This is a genomic window from Bradyrhizobium pachyrhizi (genome assembly GCF_029714545.1).
In the GTDB taxonomy this organism is placed as follows: Bacteria; Pseudomonadota; Alphaproteobacteria; order Rhizobiales; family Xanthobacteraceae; genus Bradyrhizobium; species Bradyrhizobium pachyrhizi.
Map to the genome: position 1 here is coordinate 3,328,109 of NZ_CP121667.1, position 18,213 is coordinate 3,346,321.

Sequence of the window (18,213 nt, forward strand, 5' to 3'; positions counted from 1 at the left end):
CCCCGGTTCGCGCGACAATTAACTGCAAGCCATGAAGTGCAAGCCGTGAAGTGAAAGCCATGCCCAAGAATCCGACACTCGCCTCCCTTGCCGCCGATCTCGCCAGCGGCGCGACCTCTGCCCGCAAGCTCGTCGAGCAGTGCATCGCCAGGATCGCTGATCCCTCAGGCGAGGGCCAGCGCACCTTCATCCATGTCGACCGCGACGCTGCGCTGGAGGCCGCCGACGCCATGGACCGGCTGCGCAAGGCCAATGCGGCGCCGTCGCCGTTTGCCGGCATTCCGGTCTCGATCAAGGACCTGTTCGACATCAAGGGGCAGGTGACCCGCGCCGGCTCGCGGGCGCTGGACGATTCGGCGCCGGCGGATGCCGATGCGCCGGTGGTAGCGCGGCTCAAGCGCGCCGGCTTCGTCGCGATCGGCCGCACCAACATGACCGAGTTCGCCTATTCCGGCATCGGCATCAATCCGCATTACGGCACGCCGAAGAGCGCCTGGACCCGGAGCGTCGGTCACGTGCCGGGCGGCTCGTCCTCGGGGGCGGCGGTCTCGATCGCCGACGGCATGGCGTTCGGCGCGCTCGGCACCGACACCGGCGGCTCCTGCCGGATTCCCGCGGCCTTCAACGGCATCGTCGGCTACAAGCCGACGCAACGCCGGATTCCGCTCGATGGCGGCGTGCCGCTATCGTTCACGCTGGACAGCTACGGCCCGCTGGCCAATTCGGTGGCCTGCTGCGCCGCGCTCGACGCGGTGCTGGCGGATCAGCCGGTGACGCCGGTCACGCCGCGCCCGGTCAAGGGCATGCGGCTCGCGGTGCCGACCACGGTTGCGCTCGACGACCTCGACGATGCCGTCGCAAAAACCTTCGAGCGCGCGCTCGCTTCGCTGTCGCGCGCCGGCGCCTTGATCGAGCGGATCGAGGTGCCCGAATTGCTCGATGTCGGCGTCATGAACGCCAAGGGCGGCTTTGCCGCCGCCGAAAGCTATGCCTGGCATCGCTTCCTGCTGGCCAGCAAGGGCGACGTCTACGATCCGCGCGTCGCCGTGCGCATCCAGCGCGGCGAGGGCTTTCCTGCCGCCGACTATATCGATCTGCTCAACGCGCGCCGCTCCTTCATCGCCCGCACCGAGAAGCGGATCGCGCCCTATGATGCGATGGTGCTGCCGACCACGGCGAACCTGCCGCCGACGATCGCCAGCCTCTCCGACGACAAGGCGTTCGCCACCGAGAATTTGCGCGCGCTGCGCAATTGCACGCTGATCAATGTGCTCGACGGCTGCGCGATCTCGCTGCCCGCGCATCGCGAGGGCGAGGCGCCGGTCGGCCTGATGCTCGCCGCGTCGGGCGGTTCGGATCGGCGCATTTTCGAGCTCGCTGCCGGAATGGAGACCGTGATCCGTGTTTGATCTCACCTTCAATGTCGACGACAAGGGCGTCGCCACTCCGCTGACGCTGGAAATCAGGCAGGCCGTGATCGCCGGCTGGACAGGCCGCGATCCGGTGGCGCGCGACAAGCATATCGCCGAGCTCGAGGCGCTCGGCATCGCGCGGCCCGCGACCACGCCGATCTACTACCGCTGCTCGGCGCGCCGGCTTACCTTCGCCGATGCCATCGAGGTCTGCGGCGAGGATTCCAGTGGCGAGGTCGAGTTCGTGCTGATCGGCTGGCAGGGCCGCATCTTCGTCGGCTGCGGTTCCGACCATACCGACCGCAAGGTCGAGAGCTACAGCGTCACGGTGTCGAAGCAGATGTGCGACAAGCCGATGGCATCGGAGCTCTGGGAGCTCGAGGACGTGATCGGCCACTGGGACCAGCTGGTTCTGCGCTCCTGGGCGGTGATCGGCGGCCAGCGCGTGCTCTACCAGGAAGGCACGCTCGATCACATGCTGCCGGTGAAGGACTTGGTCGCGCGCGGCTTCGATCAGGGCGCGCTGCCGGACGGCTGCGCCATGTTCGGCGGCACCTTCGCCGCCAAGGGCGGCATCCGCCCGGCCAGCCGGTTCGAGTTCGAGTTGGAAGACCCGGTGCTGAAGCGGAAGATCAGCCACGGCTACGATGTGGTGACGCTGCCGGTGAGGGGTTGATTTCGTCGCAAGTCGCGCCCGAAAAAGTCAGCTAACACTCGCTCCACGCGTCGTCCCGGCGAAAGCCGGGACCCATAGCCACGGGGCGTTGTGGTTGGCACGCTGTGGCCCCAGCGATTTCAACAACTAGCGACGGTGGTTATGGGTCCCGGCTTTCGCCGGGACGACACCGTAATTGCGGTGACGTTCTCCAACTTTCGATCAGAAATCGGGTGGCGACTCCCGCAATCAGGGGCCAGATTCCGTCCCATGACAGCAACAGCCAAAACCATCACCCGCCTACCCACCGGCATCCCGGCCCGCGTCGACGGGCTCGATTGGGACCGGATCACGACCGACCTCGACGGGCAGGGATGCGCCGTCCTCAACAGTCTGCTGACGCCTGAGGAATGTGATGCCATCGCCGCGCTGTATCCCGACGACAGCCAGTTCCGTGGCCGGATCGTGATGAGCCGTCACGGCTTCGGCCGCGGCGAGTACAAGTATTTCTCCTATCCGCTGCCGGATTTAATCGCGGAGCTGCGGCCGGCGCTCTATGCGCGGCTGACCGCGACAGCCAATTGCTGGAACGAGACGATGGGGATCGATATCCGATATCCTCCGTCGCATGCGGCGTTCCTGAAGCGCTGCCATGACGCCGGACAGACGCGGCCGACGCCGCTGCTGCTGCAATATGGCGAGGGCGACTACAACTGCCTGCACCAGGATCTCTATGGCGAGCACGTGTTCCCGATCCAGGTTGCGATCCTGCTGTCGCAGCCCGGGCGCGATTTCACCGGCGGCGAGTTCGTGCTGACCGAGCAGCGGCCGCGGATGCAGTCTCGGCCCGAGGTGGTGCCGCTCACCAAGGGCGATGCGGTGGCCTTTGCCGTCCATTATCGACCGGTGCAGGGGACGCGCGGACCGTATCGTGTCAATCTGCGCCACGGCGTCAGCCGGATTCGCTCCGGCCATCGCCACACCGTTGGTGTGATCTTCCACGACGCGAAGTGAGCGCGAGAGAGGCGTGGCCGCTGATCTGTTCGAGACAATTGGCGATGCAAGGCCGTCGCGCGAGACGATCGCGGATGGCGCGGTGCTGTTGCGCGGCTTTGTCCGGCCGTTCGAGGCCGAGCTGATCCCGGCCTTGCGCGCCATTGTCAAGCAGGCGCCGTTCCGGCATCTGATCACGCCGGGCGGCCACCGCATGTCGGTCGCGATGACGAATTGCGGCAGCGTCGGCTGGGTCTCCGATCCCAGCGGCTATCGCTATGATGCGATCGATCCCGACTCGGGACAACCCTGGCCTGAAATGCCGGAGGTGTTGCGCAGGCTCGCCGCCGGCGCCGCTGACGAAGCCGGCTTCAACGGCTTCGCGCCTGAGGCCTGCCTGATCAATCGCTACGTCCCCGGCGCAAAACTGTCGCTGCACCAGGACAAGGACGAGCTCGACTACCGCCCACCGATCGTGTCGATCTCGCTCGGGCTGCCGGCGATCTTCCTGTTCGGCGGCCTGCAGCGCAGCGACACGCCGCGCCGCTATCGACTCGAACATGGCGACGTTGCGGTGTGGGGCGGCCCGTCACGGCTATTTTATCACGGCGTCGCACCGCTCGCCGATGGCGAGCACAGCGTGCTCGGCCGCCAGCGCATCAATTTGACCTTCCGCAAGGTGCGCTGAAGCGCCGGGTGGTCTAGACTTGGCGGATGACCACCAAGGCCGACCGCGCCGTCAACCGCACCGGCGTCTATCTCGCCGTGCTGCAGCTCGTGTTCACGCTGGGCTGGACCACCTATCTGATCTATCTGCCGAAGCTGTGCGCCGATGTCGGCATCGCACCGTCGACCGTGATCCTGATCCTGATGATGGATCAGGGCATCTTTACCGTCACCGACACGGCGATGGGCATGGCTGCCGACAGGATCTCGAGCCTGGTCGGCCGCCTCGGCTTGTTTGTCGGTATCCTTGCCGCAATCTCCTGCGCCGCCTTCATCGCGTTGCCTTACGTCGCCGGCACCGGGCCGGGTGCAAAGGTCTGGCTGATCGTGCTGATCGTGATCTGGGCCGTGACGTCGTCGGCCTTGCGGGCGCCGCCGCTGACGCTGCTCGGCAAGTATCGCGCGCAACCCTCGGTCCCGTTCCTCGCGGCGCTGGCGATGCTGGGTTATGGCATCGCGGGCGCGGTCTCGCCCTATCTTGGCGTCGTGCTGCGCAACCAGGATGCACGGCTGCCGTTCGTGCTGTCAGGCGCCGTGCTGCTGCTGACGGCGCTCGCCTTCTCCGGCGTCGAGCGCCGCATCGCGGCGGAGGCGCAGCCGGCGCGGCTGGCGCCCCCGGCGAAGCGGCTCGGCGCGGTGCCGATGTTCCTGATCGGATCGATGGTGCTGCTGTCGCTCGGCTACCAGCTGCACTTCAACATCAACAGCGCGCCGTTCTATTTGCGCTTTGCCAAGGCGGACGAGCTGCAATGGCTGATGCCGGTATTCTGGATCGGTTTCAACATCGCGATGTTTCCGGCAAGCATCGTCGTCAAGCATCGCGGCGGCCTGATCGCGATGGGCATGGCGGGGCTGCTTGGCGCCTTTGCGCTCATCGCCGCCGAGATCGCCGGCAGTCTCAACGTCCTGATCGTGGCGCAATTCATGGCGGGGGCCGCCTGGGGCTGCATGCTGATGAGCGCGGTGTCCGCGGCGCTTGCGATCGGGGAGACCGGCGCGGAAGGCAAGGTCACCGGCCTCGTCTTCTCGGCGCTCGCGCTTGCGACCTTTGCGCGGATGGCGGCGGTCGCGGGCGGCCTGCAGAAGATGCCGGACTATGCGCCGTTGGTGCACTGGGCGCCGGTCGCCTGCTGGTCGGTCGCCGGCGCCGGCCTGCTCGTGATCGCCGCGTCACGGCTGCAACGCGGCATGAAGAGCGCTTAGCGTCGTCATTCCGGGGCGCGAAGCGAACCCGGAATCTCGAGATTCCCCGATGCGCAATTGCGCATCTGAGGTTCGATGCTGCGCATCGCCCCGGAATGACGAGCGTTTGGCTTAGTTATTCCGCGCCGGATGGATGAACGCCCAGGGGCTAACTTCCGAATCCGTCGGCACTTCCACCGAGATCACGTAAGGGCCGCCGTCGGCCAGCGCCTTCTCCAGCACGGGGCGGAAGTGATCGGGCGAGGTGACGCGCGCGGCGCCGACGCCGAAGGATTCTGCAAGCTTCACGAAATCCGGATTTACCAGGTCGGAGGCGACGACGCGGCCGTCGAAGCGTTCGCGTTGGTCGCGGCGGACATTGCCATATGCGTTGTTGTTGAACACCAGCGTCACCACGCCGATCTTGAACTGCACGGCGGTGGCAAGCTCCTGCACGCCGAACATGAAGCCGCCGTCGCCAGTGATCGCGACCACCGGCTTGTCCGGATTGGCGACCTTGGCGCCGAGCGCGGTCGGGAAACCCGAGCCGAGCGCGCCCTGATAGCCCGAGGTGACGAAGGTCCGCGGCTCGTAGATTGGAAAACCGTACCAGGAGGCGAAACCGACCTGCGACAGCTCGTCGGTGACGATGGCGCTCGCCGGCAGCACCTCGCGCAGGATCTTCAGATAGGCCATCTGCGGCTGGATGCGCTGGATCTCCTGCTCGGTCGCGGCCGTCGCCTCGCGGATCGCGGCGCGGCGGCCGGAGGCCTTGCGGTAGCCCACCTTGCGCACAGCGGCGGCGAGATCGGCGGTGCCGGCCTTGGCGTCCGCGATCACGCCAGCATCGGCCGGCCAGCGCCGCAGCTCGACCGGATCGATATCGATGCGCACGCATTTCAGTCCGGCGGGCTGGTAGGGCCAGCGCGACATCGTCGGCAGCTCGAGGCGCGTGCCGATGCCGATCATCAGATCGGTCTTCGGCCAGAGCTTGTAGGCCGAAGCCATGGTGAGCCCGAGCTCATGCGCGTTGGAGACGATGCCGCGGCCGCTGCGGAATGCGACGACCGGTGCGTCGATCATCTCGGCCAATTCGAGGATCTCCTCGCGCGCCTCGATGGCGCCGCTGCCGACGAAGATCATCGGCGCCTTGCTGCCGGCGATCAGGTCGGCAGCGGCCTTGATACGGTCCGGATCGGGATGCGGCGCCGGCAACGGATCGAACGGCTTGACGGGGGCGACCTGGGTGCGCTGGGTGAACACGTCCCACGGCATCTCCAGCGAAGCCGGGCCGCGCCGGCCCGACAGCATCTCCTGGAATGCGCGTGACACCAGTGCGGGCGCGTTGTCGGGATATTCGATCCGGTCGGCCCATTTCACGAAGGTGCGCAGCGTCGCGAGCTGGTCCGGCATCTCGTGCAGATGGCCGCGGCCCTTGCCCAGAAACTGCGTCGGCACCTGACCGGTCAGGCACAGCACCGGCTCGTTGCAGCCGAATGCGGTGAGCAGCGCCGCCGAGGCGTTGAGCACGCCAGGGCCGGGCACCACGCTGAACACGCCGGGCTTGCCGCTGGAGCGTGCATAGCCGAACGCCATGTAGCCGCAGGCCTGCTCATGTCGGGCGCCGATCACCTTGAGCTGGGCCTGGTGGAAGGCATCGAACAGGCCATAGATCTGCGCGCCGGGCAGGCCGAACACGGTGTCGACGCCGTGGGCGACGAGGCCGTTGACGATCGCTTCGCCGCCGGATGTTGAGGTCATGGCACTGTCCACTTTGCTTGTGAGGTTAGGTGGCTTCGTCGACGACGCCATTGCGCAGGATGCCGACGCCTTCGGCCTCGATCTCGACGACATCGCCGGGCTTCAGATAGCGCGGTGGATCGAACCGCGCACCTGCGCCGGTCGGCGTCCCCGTGACGATGATGTCGCCGGGAACCAGCGTCGTGAAGGTCGAGATATAGTTGATGAGGTAGCGGAAGCCGAAGATCAAGCGCGAGGTGCGGTCGTCCTGGCGGGTCTCACCGTTCACCCGCGTGGTCAGACGGATATCGGCGATCTGCGCTTCACCGCTGTAGGGCACGATCCACGGGCCGAGGCTGCCGGTGGAATCGAAGTTCTTGCCCTGGGTGACGTTGAACTTGGCGTGGCGCACCCAGTCGCGGATGGTGCCTTCGTTGCAGAGCGTGATCGCGGCGATGTGATCGAGCGCGACGCTCTCCGCAATGTGCCGGCCAGCCTTGCCGATCACCAGCACGAGCTCCCCCTCATAGTCGAGCTGCGGCGAGACGCGCGGCCGCACCACCGGCGTGTTGTGGCCGACGAAGGAACGTGGCACCCGCAGGAACATGCTCGGGTATTTCGGCGCGTCCGAGCCGTCTCTGTATTCGGCATTGCGGTCCGGGTAGTTGACGCCGATGCAGATGATTTTTTCCGGCGTGGGAATCGGCGGCTTCCACGCGACTGCGTCGAGCGCGTGGTCGGGCGCGCGCCTGGCGGCGTCCTCCACGAGCCTGCTCAGCGCGCCGGCGGCGATCGCATCGCGCAAGGTCGGATAGTCCTTGAAGCGCGACGAGAGGTCGACGATGCCGGTGTCGGTGACCGCGCCATAGCTGGTGGCGCCGTTGACGGAATAGGTGGCGAGGCGAGGGGCAGTCATCGGCAATCCAATCATTGGTGTCGTCCCGGCCAAGCGAAGCGCGAGCCGGGACCCATAACCACAGGCTTCACATTATGGCACGCGGGGCGACGATCTTCGCAACAACGTGGGTCGGTGGTTATGGGTCCCTGCTTTCGCAGGGACGACGGGTGAGCAGTATCTCGTATCAGTCCGCGACCAGCACGTCGGCGACGAAGCGCGGCTCGCGCACCGCCTGGCCGGCGAAGGTCGAGCCTTCCTCGAACCAGGAGCGCGGCGCCGGCGCGCCCCACAGCGTCTGGCGGCGCGGATCGCGCAGCGACCAGCGCAGCGGCTCATGGTCGTGATCGCCCGTGAAATAGTCGCTGGTGTAGAGCTCGATGCGGTGGCCGTCGGGATCGCGGATGTACAGGAAGAAGGCGTTGGAGATGCCGTGCCGGCCAGGGCCCCGCTCGATGTTCTTGAGGTAGCCGGAGGAGGCCATCACGTCGCAGAGATGCACGATGTTCATCGCGGTCGGTACCCAATAGGCGATGTGGTGCAGGCGCGGGCCGCGGCCGTTGGTGATCGCGAAGTCGTGGACGTTGCCCTTGCGGTGCATCCAGGCGGCTGCGATGCGGCCGTTGTCGCCGTCCTCCTCGGCATATTCGGTGAGGCGGAAGCCGAGCCGGGCGTAGAAATCGACGGTGTCCTGCACCTCGGCGGCGAACACGTTGAAATGGTCGAGTCGCTGCGGATGGCAGCCCTTGTAGAGATCGTAGCGCCGCAGCAGATGCGGGCGCTTCTCCATCGTAGCGTAAAGCTCGATCTGGAAGCCGAACGGATCGGTGAATTGCAGGGTGCGGCCCTGAAACGGCTGGTCGACGAAAGCGTAGGCGATGCCGTTCTCGGAGAAGAAGGCAGCGGCCTTGTCGAGGTCGCCGTCATTGCCGACCTTGAAGCCAAGCCGGTTGCAGGCCGCCTTCGCTGCCTTGCGCAGCACCACCGAGTGATGCTGGTGCTCCTCGCTGGCGCGCAGATACACCGACTTGTCGTCGCGGTCCTCGATGTGGAGGCCGACTGTCTTTTCGTAGAAGGCGGCGCTCTTGTCGAGATCCGTGACGTCGAGCACGGCATGGCTGCTGCGGATGATGTTGAACGGCGGATCGAAAACGTGTGTCGGAACGGGCATCGGTGTTTCCTCAATTTGTGTCCGTCATTCCGGGATGGTCCGAAGGACCAGACCTGGAATCTCGAGGTTCCGGGTTCGCCGCTACGCGCCACCCCGGAACGACGTGCAATCAAATTCCCAGTTTCTGAATCTTGTGCGTCCCGCGCGCGAGCGAGACGTGCTTGGTTTCCATGTAGAAGTCGAACGAGTAGTCGCCGCCGTCGCGGCCGATGCCTGACGACTTCATGCCGCCGAACGGAGCCGGCAGATGGCGGACGTTTTCCGAGTTGAGCCAGATCATGCCGGCTTCCAGCGCATCCGCCACGCGCAGCGCGCGGCCCATGTCGCCGGTCCAGACATAGCCGGTCAGGCCGTATTGCACGCCATTGGCGATCTCGATCGCCTCTCGCTCGTCCTTGAACGGGATCACGGTCAGGAACGGGCCGAACACCTCCTCCTGCGCGACGCGCATTGCCGAGTTCGCGCCGGTGACCAGCGTCGGCTGCACATAGTGGCCGCCGCCGGGGCCGTCATGCGGCTGGCCGCCGACCGCGATCGTCGCGCCGTCCTTCTTTGCGACGTCGAAATAGCTGCACACCTTGGCGAGATGCCGCTCATGGATCAGCGGCCCGATCTCGGTGACGGGATCGAGGGGGTGGCCGACCTTGAGCGCCTTGACGCGCGCGGTCAGCTTCTCGATGAACTTGCCGGCGACGCTCTCCTGAACCAGCAGCCGACTCGACGACGTGCAGCGCTCGCCATTGAGCGAGTAGATCATGAACACGACGGCATCGAGCGCGCGGTCGAGGTCGGCATCGTCGAATACGATCACCGGGTTCTTGCCGCCGAGCTCGAAATGCACCCGCTTCAGGGTCGGCGCGCCCTGCGCCATGATCGCCGAGCCCGTCGCGCTTTCGCCGACGAAGCCGATCGCCTTGATGGCGGGGTGCTCGGTCAGCGCCTTGCCGGCCTCCTCGCCGAAACCATGCACGGTGTTGAGCACGCCGTCGGGGATGCCGGCCTGTTTTGCGAGTTTGACCAGCAGATCGGCGGTGACCGGCGACCATTCCGCCGGTTTATGCACCACGGTGCAGCCGGCGGCGAGCGCCGGCGCGATCTTCCAGGTCGAGAGCATGAACGGCGTATTCCACGGCGTGATCACGCCGACCGGGCCGATCGGCACGCGGGTCGAGATGTTCCAGTGCTCGTCCGAAGGCGTGTTGAGGCCGTCGCGGGCCTCGCCGCATTTGTCGGCGAAGAAGCGGAAATTCTCCGCGGCGCGGATCGCGGCCTTGGCCATGAAGCGGTGCGCCTGGCCGGTGTCGATGCATTCGAGCACGGCGATGTCGTCGGCGCGCGCCTCGATCGCATTGGCGACGCGATGCAGCAGCTTGCGGCGCTGCGCCGCCGGCATGTCGCGCCAGGCCTTGAAGGCCTTGGACGCGGCAGTCGCGGCACGGTCGATATCCTCGGCATTGCCGCGCGCGACGGTCGCCAGCACCGTGCCGTCGATCGGCGATTTCGTCTCGAAGGTCTGCCCGGAGGCCGCCGGCACGATCTTGCCGTCGATCATATGGCCGATGCCTTCGGCTTTCAAGCTTGCAAGCAGCGGGCCGGCGCGATCGCGGTTGGCTTGGAATACGTCGGCTGACGATTTCGCGGCGGCTTTATCCATTGACCGTCTCCACCTTCAGTGCATCGTGGATGTTGTTGCGCTTCCAGCTGGTGTCCTTGTCGTTGATCTGCATGTCGAACGACAACGCGAATTTGCTGTTGGCGAAGACCGGATCGAGATGGGCCGACAGCGCCTTGAAGATGTGCTCGCCGGCCTTCTTGCGGGTGGCGAGATCGCGGCCTTCGCCGAGCCGGAGCACCATGTCGAGGAAGCCGTAATTCTTGCGGCCGTCGGCGATCGCATAGTGCTCGCATCTGACGGCACGGACGCGGATGCCGCCGAGCGGGAAGATGCCGGTCTCGACCGCGGCCTTGCGGACCAGTTCGACCGTCGCGCCCATGTCGACGACATCGTCGAGATTGGCGGAGTATTCAAGCGTGAAATGCGGCATGCAGCGCTCCTGCTGAAGGCGTCAGGCGAAGTAGCAGCTCACGGAACCGTACGGTCCGTAGTCGGCTTGGATGGTGTCGCCCTTGCGGGTCTCGATCGGACGGATGAAGGAGCCCGCCAGCACGACCTGGCCGGCTTCCAGCGCCAGCCCGTTCGGCGCGATCTTGTTGGCGAGCCACGCCACCGCGGTCGCCGGATGATTCAACACGCCGGCGGCCAGACCGGTTTCCTCGAGCTGGCCATTTCGGAAGCACAACGCGCCGATCCAGCGCAGGTCGGCGTCCAGCGGGCGGATCGGCCGGCCGCCGAGCACGATACCGGCATTGGCGGCGTTGTCGGCGATGGTGTCGAAGATCTTGCGCGTCGCCTTGGTCTCGGGATCGACGCGCTCGACCCTGGTATCCAGGATCTCCAGCGCCGGTACCACGAAATCGGTGGCGTTGAGCACATCGAACAGCGTGCAGTTCGGCCCAGCCAGACGATGCTTCATCACGAAGGCGAGCTCGGCCTCGACGCGGGTGGCGATGAAGCGGTCGGTCGGCACCAGGCCGCCATCGGCGAAGAACATGTCGTCGAGCAGGATTCCGGAATCGGGCTCGTCGATATTGAGCGCGCTCTGCATCGCCTTTGAGGTCAGGCCGATCTTGTGGCCCTTGACGACGCGGCCCTGCGCCACCTTCATCTCGACCCAGGCCTTCTGAATCGCGTAGGCGTCTTCGAGGGTGATGCGGGGGTATTCCAGCGAGAGCTGGCGGATTTGCTTGCGGGTCTTTTCCGCGCCGTCGAGCCGTTCGGCGGCACCGCGGATATCGTCCTTGGAGAGGGCCATGCGTGCTACACAAAAGTGGATGTCGGGAGATGATTAACATGTTAAATGAATTTCCGCAAACTGAATCAGGGCATGCTGCGACGCAAAAATTTGTTGCGCAGGATTAGGTAATGGCGCGCAAAAATTCGAACGACATTCAGCCCGGGCAGGGCGACGACGCGGCGGCGCGACGGACCCCGATGCGCGAGTTTTCGCGCTCGCTGCCGATGTCGCTGCTTCGCGCCCGCGAGGCGGTGATGCGGCAATTCCGTCCGTCGCTGCGCAATCACGGGCTGACCGAGCAGCAATGGCGGATCCTGCGCGCGCTCACCGCGGTCGACGAGATCGAGGTCACCGAACTGGCGCGCATGGCGTTTCTGCTCGGCCCGAGCCTATCGCGAATCCTTCGCGATCTCGAGGGCCGCGCGTTGATCGAGCGCAAGGCGGCGGAGAACGACGCGCGGCGCGCGGTGGTCTCGATCTCCGCCAAAGGGTTGAAGCTGATCGAGGCGGTGGCGCCGACGTCGGAGGTGATCTATGCCGAGATCACCCGGCGCTTCGGGGCGCGCAAGCTTGCCGAATTGCAGGAGATGCTGGGCGCGCTCGAAGCGAGCCTGGCCGGAATGGGCTCGTCCGATGACGCCGAAGTCGAGGCTGACGAGTAGCTGCGATCATGCGCGGCATTCGCCCTCAGGCCATGTAGGGCACGCGCGAAATCACGTTGATGGCGCGGAATTCGGCAATCCAGCCCGCAACCTTCGAGTGGGACCATTCGATATGGCGGCGCAAGATGGCTGCCGCCGCGTCGCCGTCCCGCGCGCGCAAAGCCTCGATGATCACCAGATGCTCGTCCATGAAGGAATCGATCTGCGGCGCGGTCAGGGCGACCTGGATGTGCTTGCCGATCACGAACGCACAATGGGTGCGCTTGAGCGCTTCGATCATCTCGCGATTGGCGCCGTAGCCCAGGCAGCGGATATGGAGGTCGCCTTCGATCTCATCGAGTTCGCCGACGCCGACGCGGTCGCGATGCTGGATCCCCTCGCGCAGCCGCTCCGCCATCCGGTCGAGCAGGGCGGCAGGAATCGTCGCCGTCGCGGATTTGAGGAGCAGCGGCTCGAGCGTTGCGCGCACCTCGAAGATGTCGCGGAGGCGGTCCTCGTCCAACGGCACCACGTACCAGTGCGCCTTGGCGCCCTTCTCGAGGATGCCGATCGCCTGCGCACGCAGCAGCAGGTTGCGCGCCACCGTGCGCCCCACCCGGAAATGCCGCGCCAATGCGAGCTCGCTGACGCGGAAGCGTCCGAACAGCGACCGGTAAATGATCTCACGTTCGAGCTTGTAGTAGAGGGTATCCCAGGCGTCGCTGCGCACGGCGTCGACGGGGCCGTCGGTCAGCCCGAACATCTCCGGTGTGATCGGGACGCGCCGAGGGTCGGCCTTGCGCTTGCCGGCGATGACGCCGCGACCATCGAACCGGCGCACCAGGCCGATATGCTCGAGCTGTTCGAAAGCCTGCCGCACCGGAGAGCGGCTGGAGCCGAACAAGGTCGCGATCGCCGATTCGGAGAGAACCGTTCCGGGTGGAACGTCGCCGGCCCGGATGTGCTTTGCCAATGCGCTCTTGATCAGCGCGTAAGCCGGCTGTTTTCGTCTGGTTTGCGATTTCGCTCGTGGAATCGACATGGAATGGCTGCCCGCTGGCCACACTATCACGTGATCGCGTCATGGTCGCTCGTAGCAGGCATTTACGCACCTCTGCCAGCGAACTTTTGACTATTGCGTGCAATGTGCAATCATGTTTAGCTGGATCAAACGCCAGATTGATGGTCGCCGTTGTACGTCTTGTGCACTGCAGCGGCGCTCACGTTTGCTCGTCGCGCCGTTTGATGGCTGCGGATGGGCCGACAGATCGACGCGTCCGCTCGTCTCAACGCAGCCGACAGCAAGCTCGGCGCATCACAGGGAGGATGGAATGAAACTGACGAGACGTGAGTTTTCCGCCGGTTTGGCGGCAGGTCTCGCTGCACCGGCGCTGATGCGCAGCGCTTGGGCGCAGGGTGCGACGATCAAGATCGGCATGTGCGTGCCGGTAACCGGACCCGCCGCGGAGCAGGGGCTGTGGGCCCAGAACGGCGCCAAGCTGGCGCTGGCCGCGGTCAACAAGGCCGGCGGCGTGCTCGGCAAGCAGGTCGAGCTCGTCATCGAGGACGATCAGACCACCAATCCCGGCATCGTGCTGGCATTCTCCAAGCTCGCCGCGCAATCCGACATCGTTGCATTCCTCGGCTCGATCCGTTCGACCCAGGTGCAGGCGATGGCGCCCGACGTGATCAAGGTCGGCAAGCCCGTGATGATCGGCGGCACCAATCCCGATCTCACCCATTCCGGCAATCCCTGGCTGTTCCGCTTCCGTCCGAACGACAATTATTCCGGCCGCGTGATCGCCGACTTCGGCGTCAACACGCTCGGCAAGAAGAAATGGGCGATCGTGCATTCCACCGACGCCTTCGGCACCGCGGGCGGCAAGGCACTCTCGGAAGCGCTGACCAAGCTCGGCGCGCCGCCGGTGCTCGACCAGGGCTATGCCAACCAGAGTCAGGACTTCACCCCGGTCGTGCTGGCCGTGAAGCAGTCCGGCGCTGACGTGCTCGGCACCTACTTCACCTTCGAGAACGATCTCGGCATCTTCGCCCGCCAGCTGCGCCAGCTCGGCGTCAATATCCCCTGGGTCGGCTCGCCCTCGGTGGTGGCGGTCTCCTCGACCAAGCTCGCCGGCCCCGCGCTGTTCAACACCTACGGTGTCGCCGACTTCGCCGAGGATTCGAGCGATGCCGCGAAGGCGTTCGGCAAGGCCTATCGCGATGCCTACAAGACCGCGCCCGACAACCAGAGCGCCTGGCCGTACGATGCGATCACCATCCTGTCGGCGGCGATCAACAAGGCCGGCTCGACCGATCCGAACAAGATCCGCGACGCCATCCTTGCGACGCAGAAGTTCGCCGGCGCCGAGGGCGAGTACAATTTCGACAAGAACGGCGACGGTCTGCACGGCTACAATGTCGTGAAGAACGACAAGGGCAAGATCGTCTACGACAAGCATATCGACTTCAACGATTGATAGCGGTTCGGCCTCTCCGGGTCGCCTCGGAGAGGCCGTTCGTTCGCGACACAATTCTCAGATCGAGCGCTCGTCATGGATCTCGTCCTCCAACTGCTCTTTACCGGAATCGGCATTGGCGCGGTCTACGCGCTGGTCGCGCTCGGTTTCGTGCTGATCTTCCGTGCCACCAACGTAGTGAACTTCGCGCAAGGCGAGTTCTCGATGGTGGCCGCCTATCTGATGGTGGTGTTCTCGGTCGATCTCGGCTGGCCTTACTGGCTGTCGTTCCTGATCGCGCTCGCCGGCATGGCGTTGTTCGGCGTCATCTTCAATCTCGGCGTCTACTATCCACTGCGCAATCGCACCTATCTGCCCGTGATCATCGCCACCATTGGTGCCTCGATCCTGCTGTCGAATTCGGTGCTTGCGATCTATGGCCCGCAGCCGCAGGTGCTGCAGGGCTGGTTCGATACGCCCGGCATTCAGCTCGGCCCGGTCTATCTCGACAGCCAGTATCTTCTGATCATCGGCGTCACGATCCTCTTGGTGCTGTTCAATTTCTGGTTCTTCGAGAAGACGCTGCTCGGCAAGAAGCTGCAGGCGACCTCGCAGGACAAGGAAATGGCCTCGCTGCTCGGCATTTCCGTTTCCACCATGATCATGATCACCTTCATCTATTCGGCCGTGCTCGGCGGTCTCGCCGGCATCCTGGTCGCGCCGGTGCTGTTCGTCTCGATCCAGATGGGCTCGACGATTGCGCTGAAGGCGTTTGCCGCGACCATCATCGGCGGCTTCGGTGACGTCGCCGGCGCCATCGTCGGCGGCCTCGCGCTCGGCGTCATCGAGACGTTCGGTGCAGCCTACATTTCGGTGCCATACAAGGACGGCTTTGCCTTCCTGGTGCTGATCGCTTTCCTGGTGTTCCGGCCGCAGGGCATCTTCGGCGAACGTGTCGCGGAGAAAGCATGAGCGCCACCGACAACATGATCCCCGCGCCGGCCGTGCGCTCGAAGCCGTTGATCATCCGCCATCTGCCGTACTTCATCGGCGCCGCGGTGCTGGTGGCGCTCGCCGCCGGCATGCAGTTCGACGGTTACATCCTCAACATCCTGCTGCAGGCCACGACCTTCTCGATCGCGGTGTTCGGGCTGTCGGTCGTGCTCGGCCTGTGCGGCCAGATCAACCTCGCGCAGGCCGCGTTCTTCGGCTTCGGCGCCTATGCGGTCGGGCTCGGGACCGCGGATCTGCATCTGAACTTCTGGCTCTGCCTGGTTGGCGCCTGCGCGATCACGCTGATCGCCGGCGCGTTCCTCGGCATGTCGACGCTCAGATTGGGCGGGCACTACCTTGCGATGGTGACGATCTCGTTCCAGCAGATCGTGACGCTGGTGATGATCAACGCCATCGGCGTGACCCACGGGCCGGACGGCGTTGCCAATATTCGCCGGCCGGAGCTGTTCCAGTCCTCGCAGAGCTATCTGGCCTTCTGCGTCGCGATGCTCGCGATCGTCGGCTATCTGGTCTGGCATCTGCCGGACACCAAGCTCGGCCGCGCCATGCGCGCGGTGCGCGACAACGAGCTTGCGGCGGGCGTCAACGGCATCGACGTGTTCCGCACCAAGATCTACGCCTTCGGGCTCTGCGCGTTGCTCGGCGGTCTGGCCGGCGGTCTGTTCGCCGGCGGCTTCGCCTATGTCAGCCCGGATCAGTTCTCGTTCGCGGAATCGATCGTGTTCCTGACCATGTCGCTGCTCGGCGGCGTGGCCTCGCCGATCGGCTCGGTGATCGGTACGGGCCTCTTGATCCTGATCCCGGAATGGCTGCGCTTCCTCAAGAGCGTGCCCGGACTTTATCTGGCGATCTATGGCCTGTTCGTGATCCTGATCATCCGCTTCATGCCCGACGGTATCTGGGGTTTTGTGTCGGACGCATTCACGCGCTGGCGTGCGCACACCAAGGCGCCGCCGGCCGCGGCGGCCTTGCAGCTCAAGCCGGCGACGTCAGGCGGCGACATCGTGCTCGAAGTGACCGGGCTCTCGAAGCATTTCGGCGGCCTCAAGGCGGTGGACGGCGTCGATATCGCGGTGAAGCGCGGCGGCGTGCACGCGCTGATCGGGCCCAACGGCTCCGGCAAGACCACGACGCTGAACGTGCTGTCCGGTCTCTACAAGGCGACCGCGGGCAGGATCGTGCTCGACGGCACCGACATCACCAATATGGCGCCGCATCAGCGCACGGCGGCGGGCCTCGGACGCACCTTCCAGAACATCCGCCTGTTCCGTTCGATGACCGCGCTGGAGAATGTCGAGATCGGCGCCGAACGGCCCGGCAACACCATGATCGGGAAGGGCGAGGACGCGCTGACCGAGCGCGCGATGGAGGCGCTGACCTTCGTCGGGCTCGGCAACCGCGCCAACGAATTGATCTCGAGCTTCTCTTACGGCCACCAGCGCCTGATCGAGATCGCGCGGGCGCTGGCGTCGAACCCGACGCTGCTGCTGCTCGACGAGCCGGCGGCCGGCCTCAACTCGACCGAGAAGCTCGAGCTGCATGAGCTGCTCAAGCGCATCGCAGCCCAGGGCCTCACGATCCTGATCATCGATCACGACATGACGCTGGTCTCGGAAGCCGCCCAGCACATCACGGTGCTGAACTTCGGACGCCGCATCGCGGATGGCGAGTCCATGGCGGTGCTGCGCCATCCCGACGTCGTCTCCGCCTATCTCGGGAGCGAATGATGCCGCTGCTCGAAATCCGCAATCTCGTGGTCCGCTACGGCGAGATCGAGGCGCTGCGCGGCGTCACCATCGCCGTGGAGCAGGGCCAGGTGGTCACGCTGCTCGGCGCCAACGGCGCCGGCAAGTCGACCACGTTGCGCGCGATCTCAGGCCTCGCCAAGCCCGCCTCCGGCGACATTATGTTCGACGGCCACTCGATCGCGGGCCTCGGGCCGGAAGCGATCGTCCGGCTCGGCATTTCGCATGTGCCGGAAGGCCGCCGCGTGTTTCCGGGCCTCACCGTGAAAGAGAACATCATGCTCGGCGCGTCGAACCGGAAGGTGTCGGCGTCGCAGATCTCGCGCGAGGCCGACGCGATGTTCGACCTGTTTCCGGACATCCGCGCCTTTTCCAACGCGCTCGGTTGGACGCTGTCGGGCGGCCAGCTGCAGATGGTCGCGGTGGCGCGCGGCCTGATGGCCAAGCCGCGGCTGTTGCTGCTCGACGAACCGTCGCTCGGGCTGGCGCCTGTCATCGTGCAGGCGGTGTTCCGCATCATTTCGCAGATCAGGAAGGACACCACGGTCTTGCTCGTCGAGCAAAATGCGCGCATGGGACTGTCGGTCGCCGATCACGGCTTCGTCCTGGAAACGGGGCGGATCGTGTTGGGCGGCAAGCCCGACGAATTGTGGGGCAATGAAGCCATCGCCGCGGCCTATCTCGGCGGCCACGCCAAGACCCACGCCTGACAACGTCCTGTGCTTTAC

Annotated in this window: 17 protein-coding genes and 1 pseudogene; 10 read left to right on the plus strand and 8 right to left on the minus strand. The window is 65.5% G+C overall.

All coding sequences use genetic code 11. The features are described 5' to 3' along the window. The first annotated feature begins 59 nt into the window (after positions 1-59). From QA639_RS15290 to QA639_RS15310, 5 genes are all read left to right on the plus strand, one after another. A complete protein-coding gene (locus tag QA639_RS15290; protein WP_283090158.1) occupies positions 60-1,409 on the plus strand; it encodes an amidase in 1,350 nt (449 codons plus the stop codon). Next, on the plus strand, positions 1,402-2,088 hold the full coding sequence (locus tag QA639_RS15295) for a DUF2848 domain-containing protein (RefSeq protein ID WP_283090159.1): 687 nt from the start codon (positions 1,402-1,404) through the stop codon (positions 2,086-2,088). The genes QA639_RS15290 and QA639_RS15295 overlap by 8 nt, the downstream gene beginning before the upstream one ends. 249 nt (positions 2,089-2,337) lie before the next feature. Continuing rightward, a complete protein-coding gene (locus tag QA639_RS15300) occupies positions 2,338-3,081 on the plus strand; it encodes a 2OG-Fe(II) oxygenase (protein WP_283090160.1) in 744 nt (247 codons plus the stop codon). A gap of 13 nt (positions 3,082-3,094) precedes the next feature. Beyond that, complete coding sequence (gene alkB, locus QA639_RS15305; protein ID WP_283090161.1) at positions 3,095-3,748, plus strand: DNA oxidative demethylase AlkB; 654 nt, start codon at positions 3,095-3,097, stop codon at positions 3,746-3,748. A gap of 26 nt (positions 3,749-3,774) precedes the next feature. Beyond that, positions 3,775-4,989, plus strand: coding sequence for an MFS transporter (locus tag QA639_RS15310; protein ID WP_028331746.1), 1,215 nt, complete (start codon positions 3,775-3,777; stop codon positions 4,987-4,989). A 111-nt stretch (positions 4,990-5,100) separates the two neighbouring features. Here the strand turns inward: QA639_RS15310 and QA639_RS15315 are convergent, their stop codons facing one another. From QA639_RS15315 to hpaH, 6 genes are all read right to left on the minus strand, one after another. Next, a complete protein-coding gene (locus QA639_RS15315) occupies positions 5,101-6,729 on the minus strand; it encodes a thiamine pyrophosphate-dependent enzyme (protein ID WP_283090162.1) in 1,629 nt (542 codons plus the stop codon). Positions 6,730-6,754: 25 nt separating this feature from the next. After that, positions 6,755-7,624: a fumarylacetoacetate hydrolase family protein gene (locus QA639_RS15320; protein WP_283090163.1), complete on the minus strand. Its 870-nt coding sequence runs from the start codon at positions 7,622-7,624 to the stop codon at positions 6,755-6,757. A gap of 166 nt (positions 7,625-7,790) precedes the next feature. Then, complete coding sequence (gene hpaD, locus QA639_RS15325) at positions 7,791-8,774, minus strand: 3,4-dihydroxyphenylacetate 2,3-dioxygenase (RefSeq protein ID WP_028331743.1); 984 nt, start codon at positions 8,772-8,774, stop codon at positions 7,791-7,793. A 109-nt stretch (positions 8,775-8,883) separates the two neighbouring features. After that, complete coding sequence (hpaE, locus tag QA639_RS15330; RefSeq protein WP_283090164.1) at positions 8,884-10,428, minus strand: 5-carboxymethyl-2-hydroxymuconate semialdehyde dehydrogenase; 1,545 nt, start codon at positions 10,426-10,428, stop codon at positions 8,884-8,886. Beyond that, on the minus strand, positions 10,421-10,819 hold the full coding sequence (locus QA639_RS15335; protein WP_050387151.1) for a 5-carboxymethyl-2-hydroxymuconate Delta-isomerase: 399 nt from the start codon (positions 10,817-10,819) through the stop codon (positions 10,421-10,423). Before QA639_RS15335 ends, hpaE begins: the two co-directional genes overlap by 8 nt. 21 nt (positions 10,820-10,840) lie before the next feature. Then, positions 10,841-11,647 (minus strand): 2-oxo-hept-4-ene-1,7-dioate hydratase, encoded by an 807-nt coding sequence (hpaH, locus tag QA639_RS15340; protein ID WP_157348157.1) that lies wholly within the window; start codon positions 11,645-11,647, stop codon positions 10,841-10,843. A 110-nt stretch (positions 11,648-11,757) separates the two neighbouring features. Between hpaH and hpaR the strand changes: the two genes are divergently transcribed. Continuing rightward, positions 11,758-12,291, plus strand: a complete 534-nt coding sequence (gene hpaR / locus QA639_RS15345; protein ID WP_157348158.1) for a homoprotocatechuate degradation operon regulator HpaR — start codon at positions 11,758-11,760, stop codon at positions 12,289-12,291. A gap of 25 nt (positions 12,292-12,316) precedes the next feature. Here the strand turns inward: hpaR and QA639_RS15350 are convergent, their stop codons facing one another. Together QA639_RS15350 and QA639_RS15355 are read right to left on the minus strand one after the other, a co-directional pair. Then, positions 12,317-13,033, minus strand: coding sequence for a GntR family transcriptional regulator (locus QA639_RS15350; RefSeq protein WP_283090588.1), 717 nt, complete (start codon positions 13,031-13,033; stop codon positions 12,317-12,319). Between the two features lie 111 nt (positions 13,034-13,144). Further along, positions 13,145-13,312, minus strand: a pseudogene (locus QA639_RS15355) (GntR family transcriptional regulator); the annotation flags it as partial. 289 nt (positions 13,313-13,601) lie between these two features. Here QA639_RS15355 and QA639_RS15360 point away from each other — a divergent pair. From QA639_RS15360 to QA639_RS15375, 4 genes are all read left to right on the plus strand, one after another. Beyond that, entirely contained in the window at positions 13,602-14,747 is a 1,146-nt protein-coding gene (locus tag QA639_RS15360; RefSeq protein ID WP_028331737.1) for an ABC transporter substrate-binding protein, read from the plus strand. A gap of 75 nt (positions 14,748-14,822) precedes the next feature. Continuing rightward, positions 14,823-15,698, plus strand: coding sequence for a branched-chain amino acid ABC transporter permease (locus QA639_RS15365; protein ID WP_016841141.1), 876 nt, complete (start codon positions 14,823-14,825; stop codon positions 15,696-15,698). Next, positions 15,695-17,467 (plus strand): branched-chain amino acid ABC transporter ATP-binding protein/permease, encoded by a 1,773-nt coding sequence (locus tag QA639_RS15370; RefSeq protein ID WP_050387148.1) that lies wholly within the window; start codon positions 15,695-15,697, stop codon positions 17,465-17,467. Before QA639_RS15365 ends, QA639_RS15370 begins: the two co-directional genes overlap by 4 nt. Then, entirely contained in the window at positions 17,467-18,195 is a 729-nt protein-coding gene (locus tag QA639_RS15375) for an ABC transporter ATP-binding protein (RefSeq protein WP_026192494.1), read from the plus strand. The genes QA639_RS15370 and QA639_RS15375 overlap by 1 nt, the downstream gene beginning before the upstream one ends. The last annotated feature ends 18 nt before the right edge of the window (positions 18,196-18,213 follow it).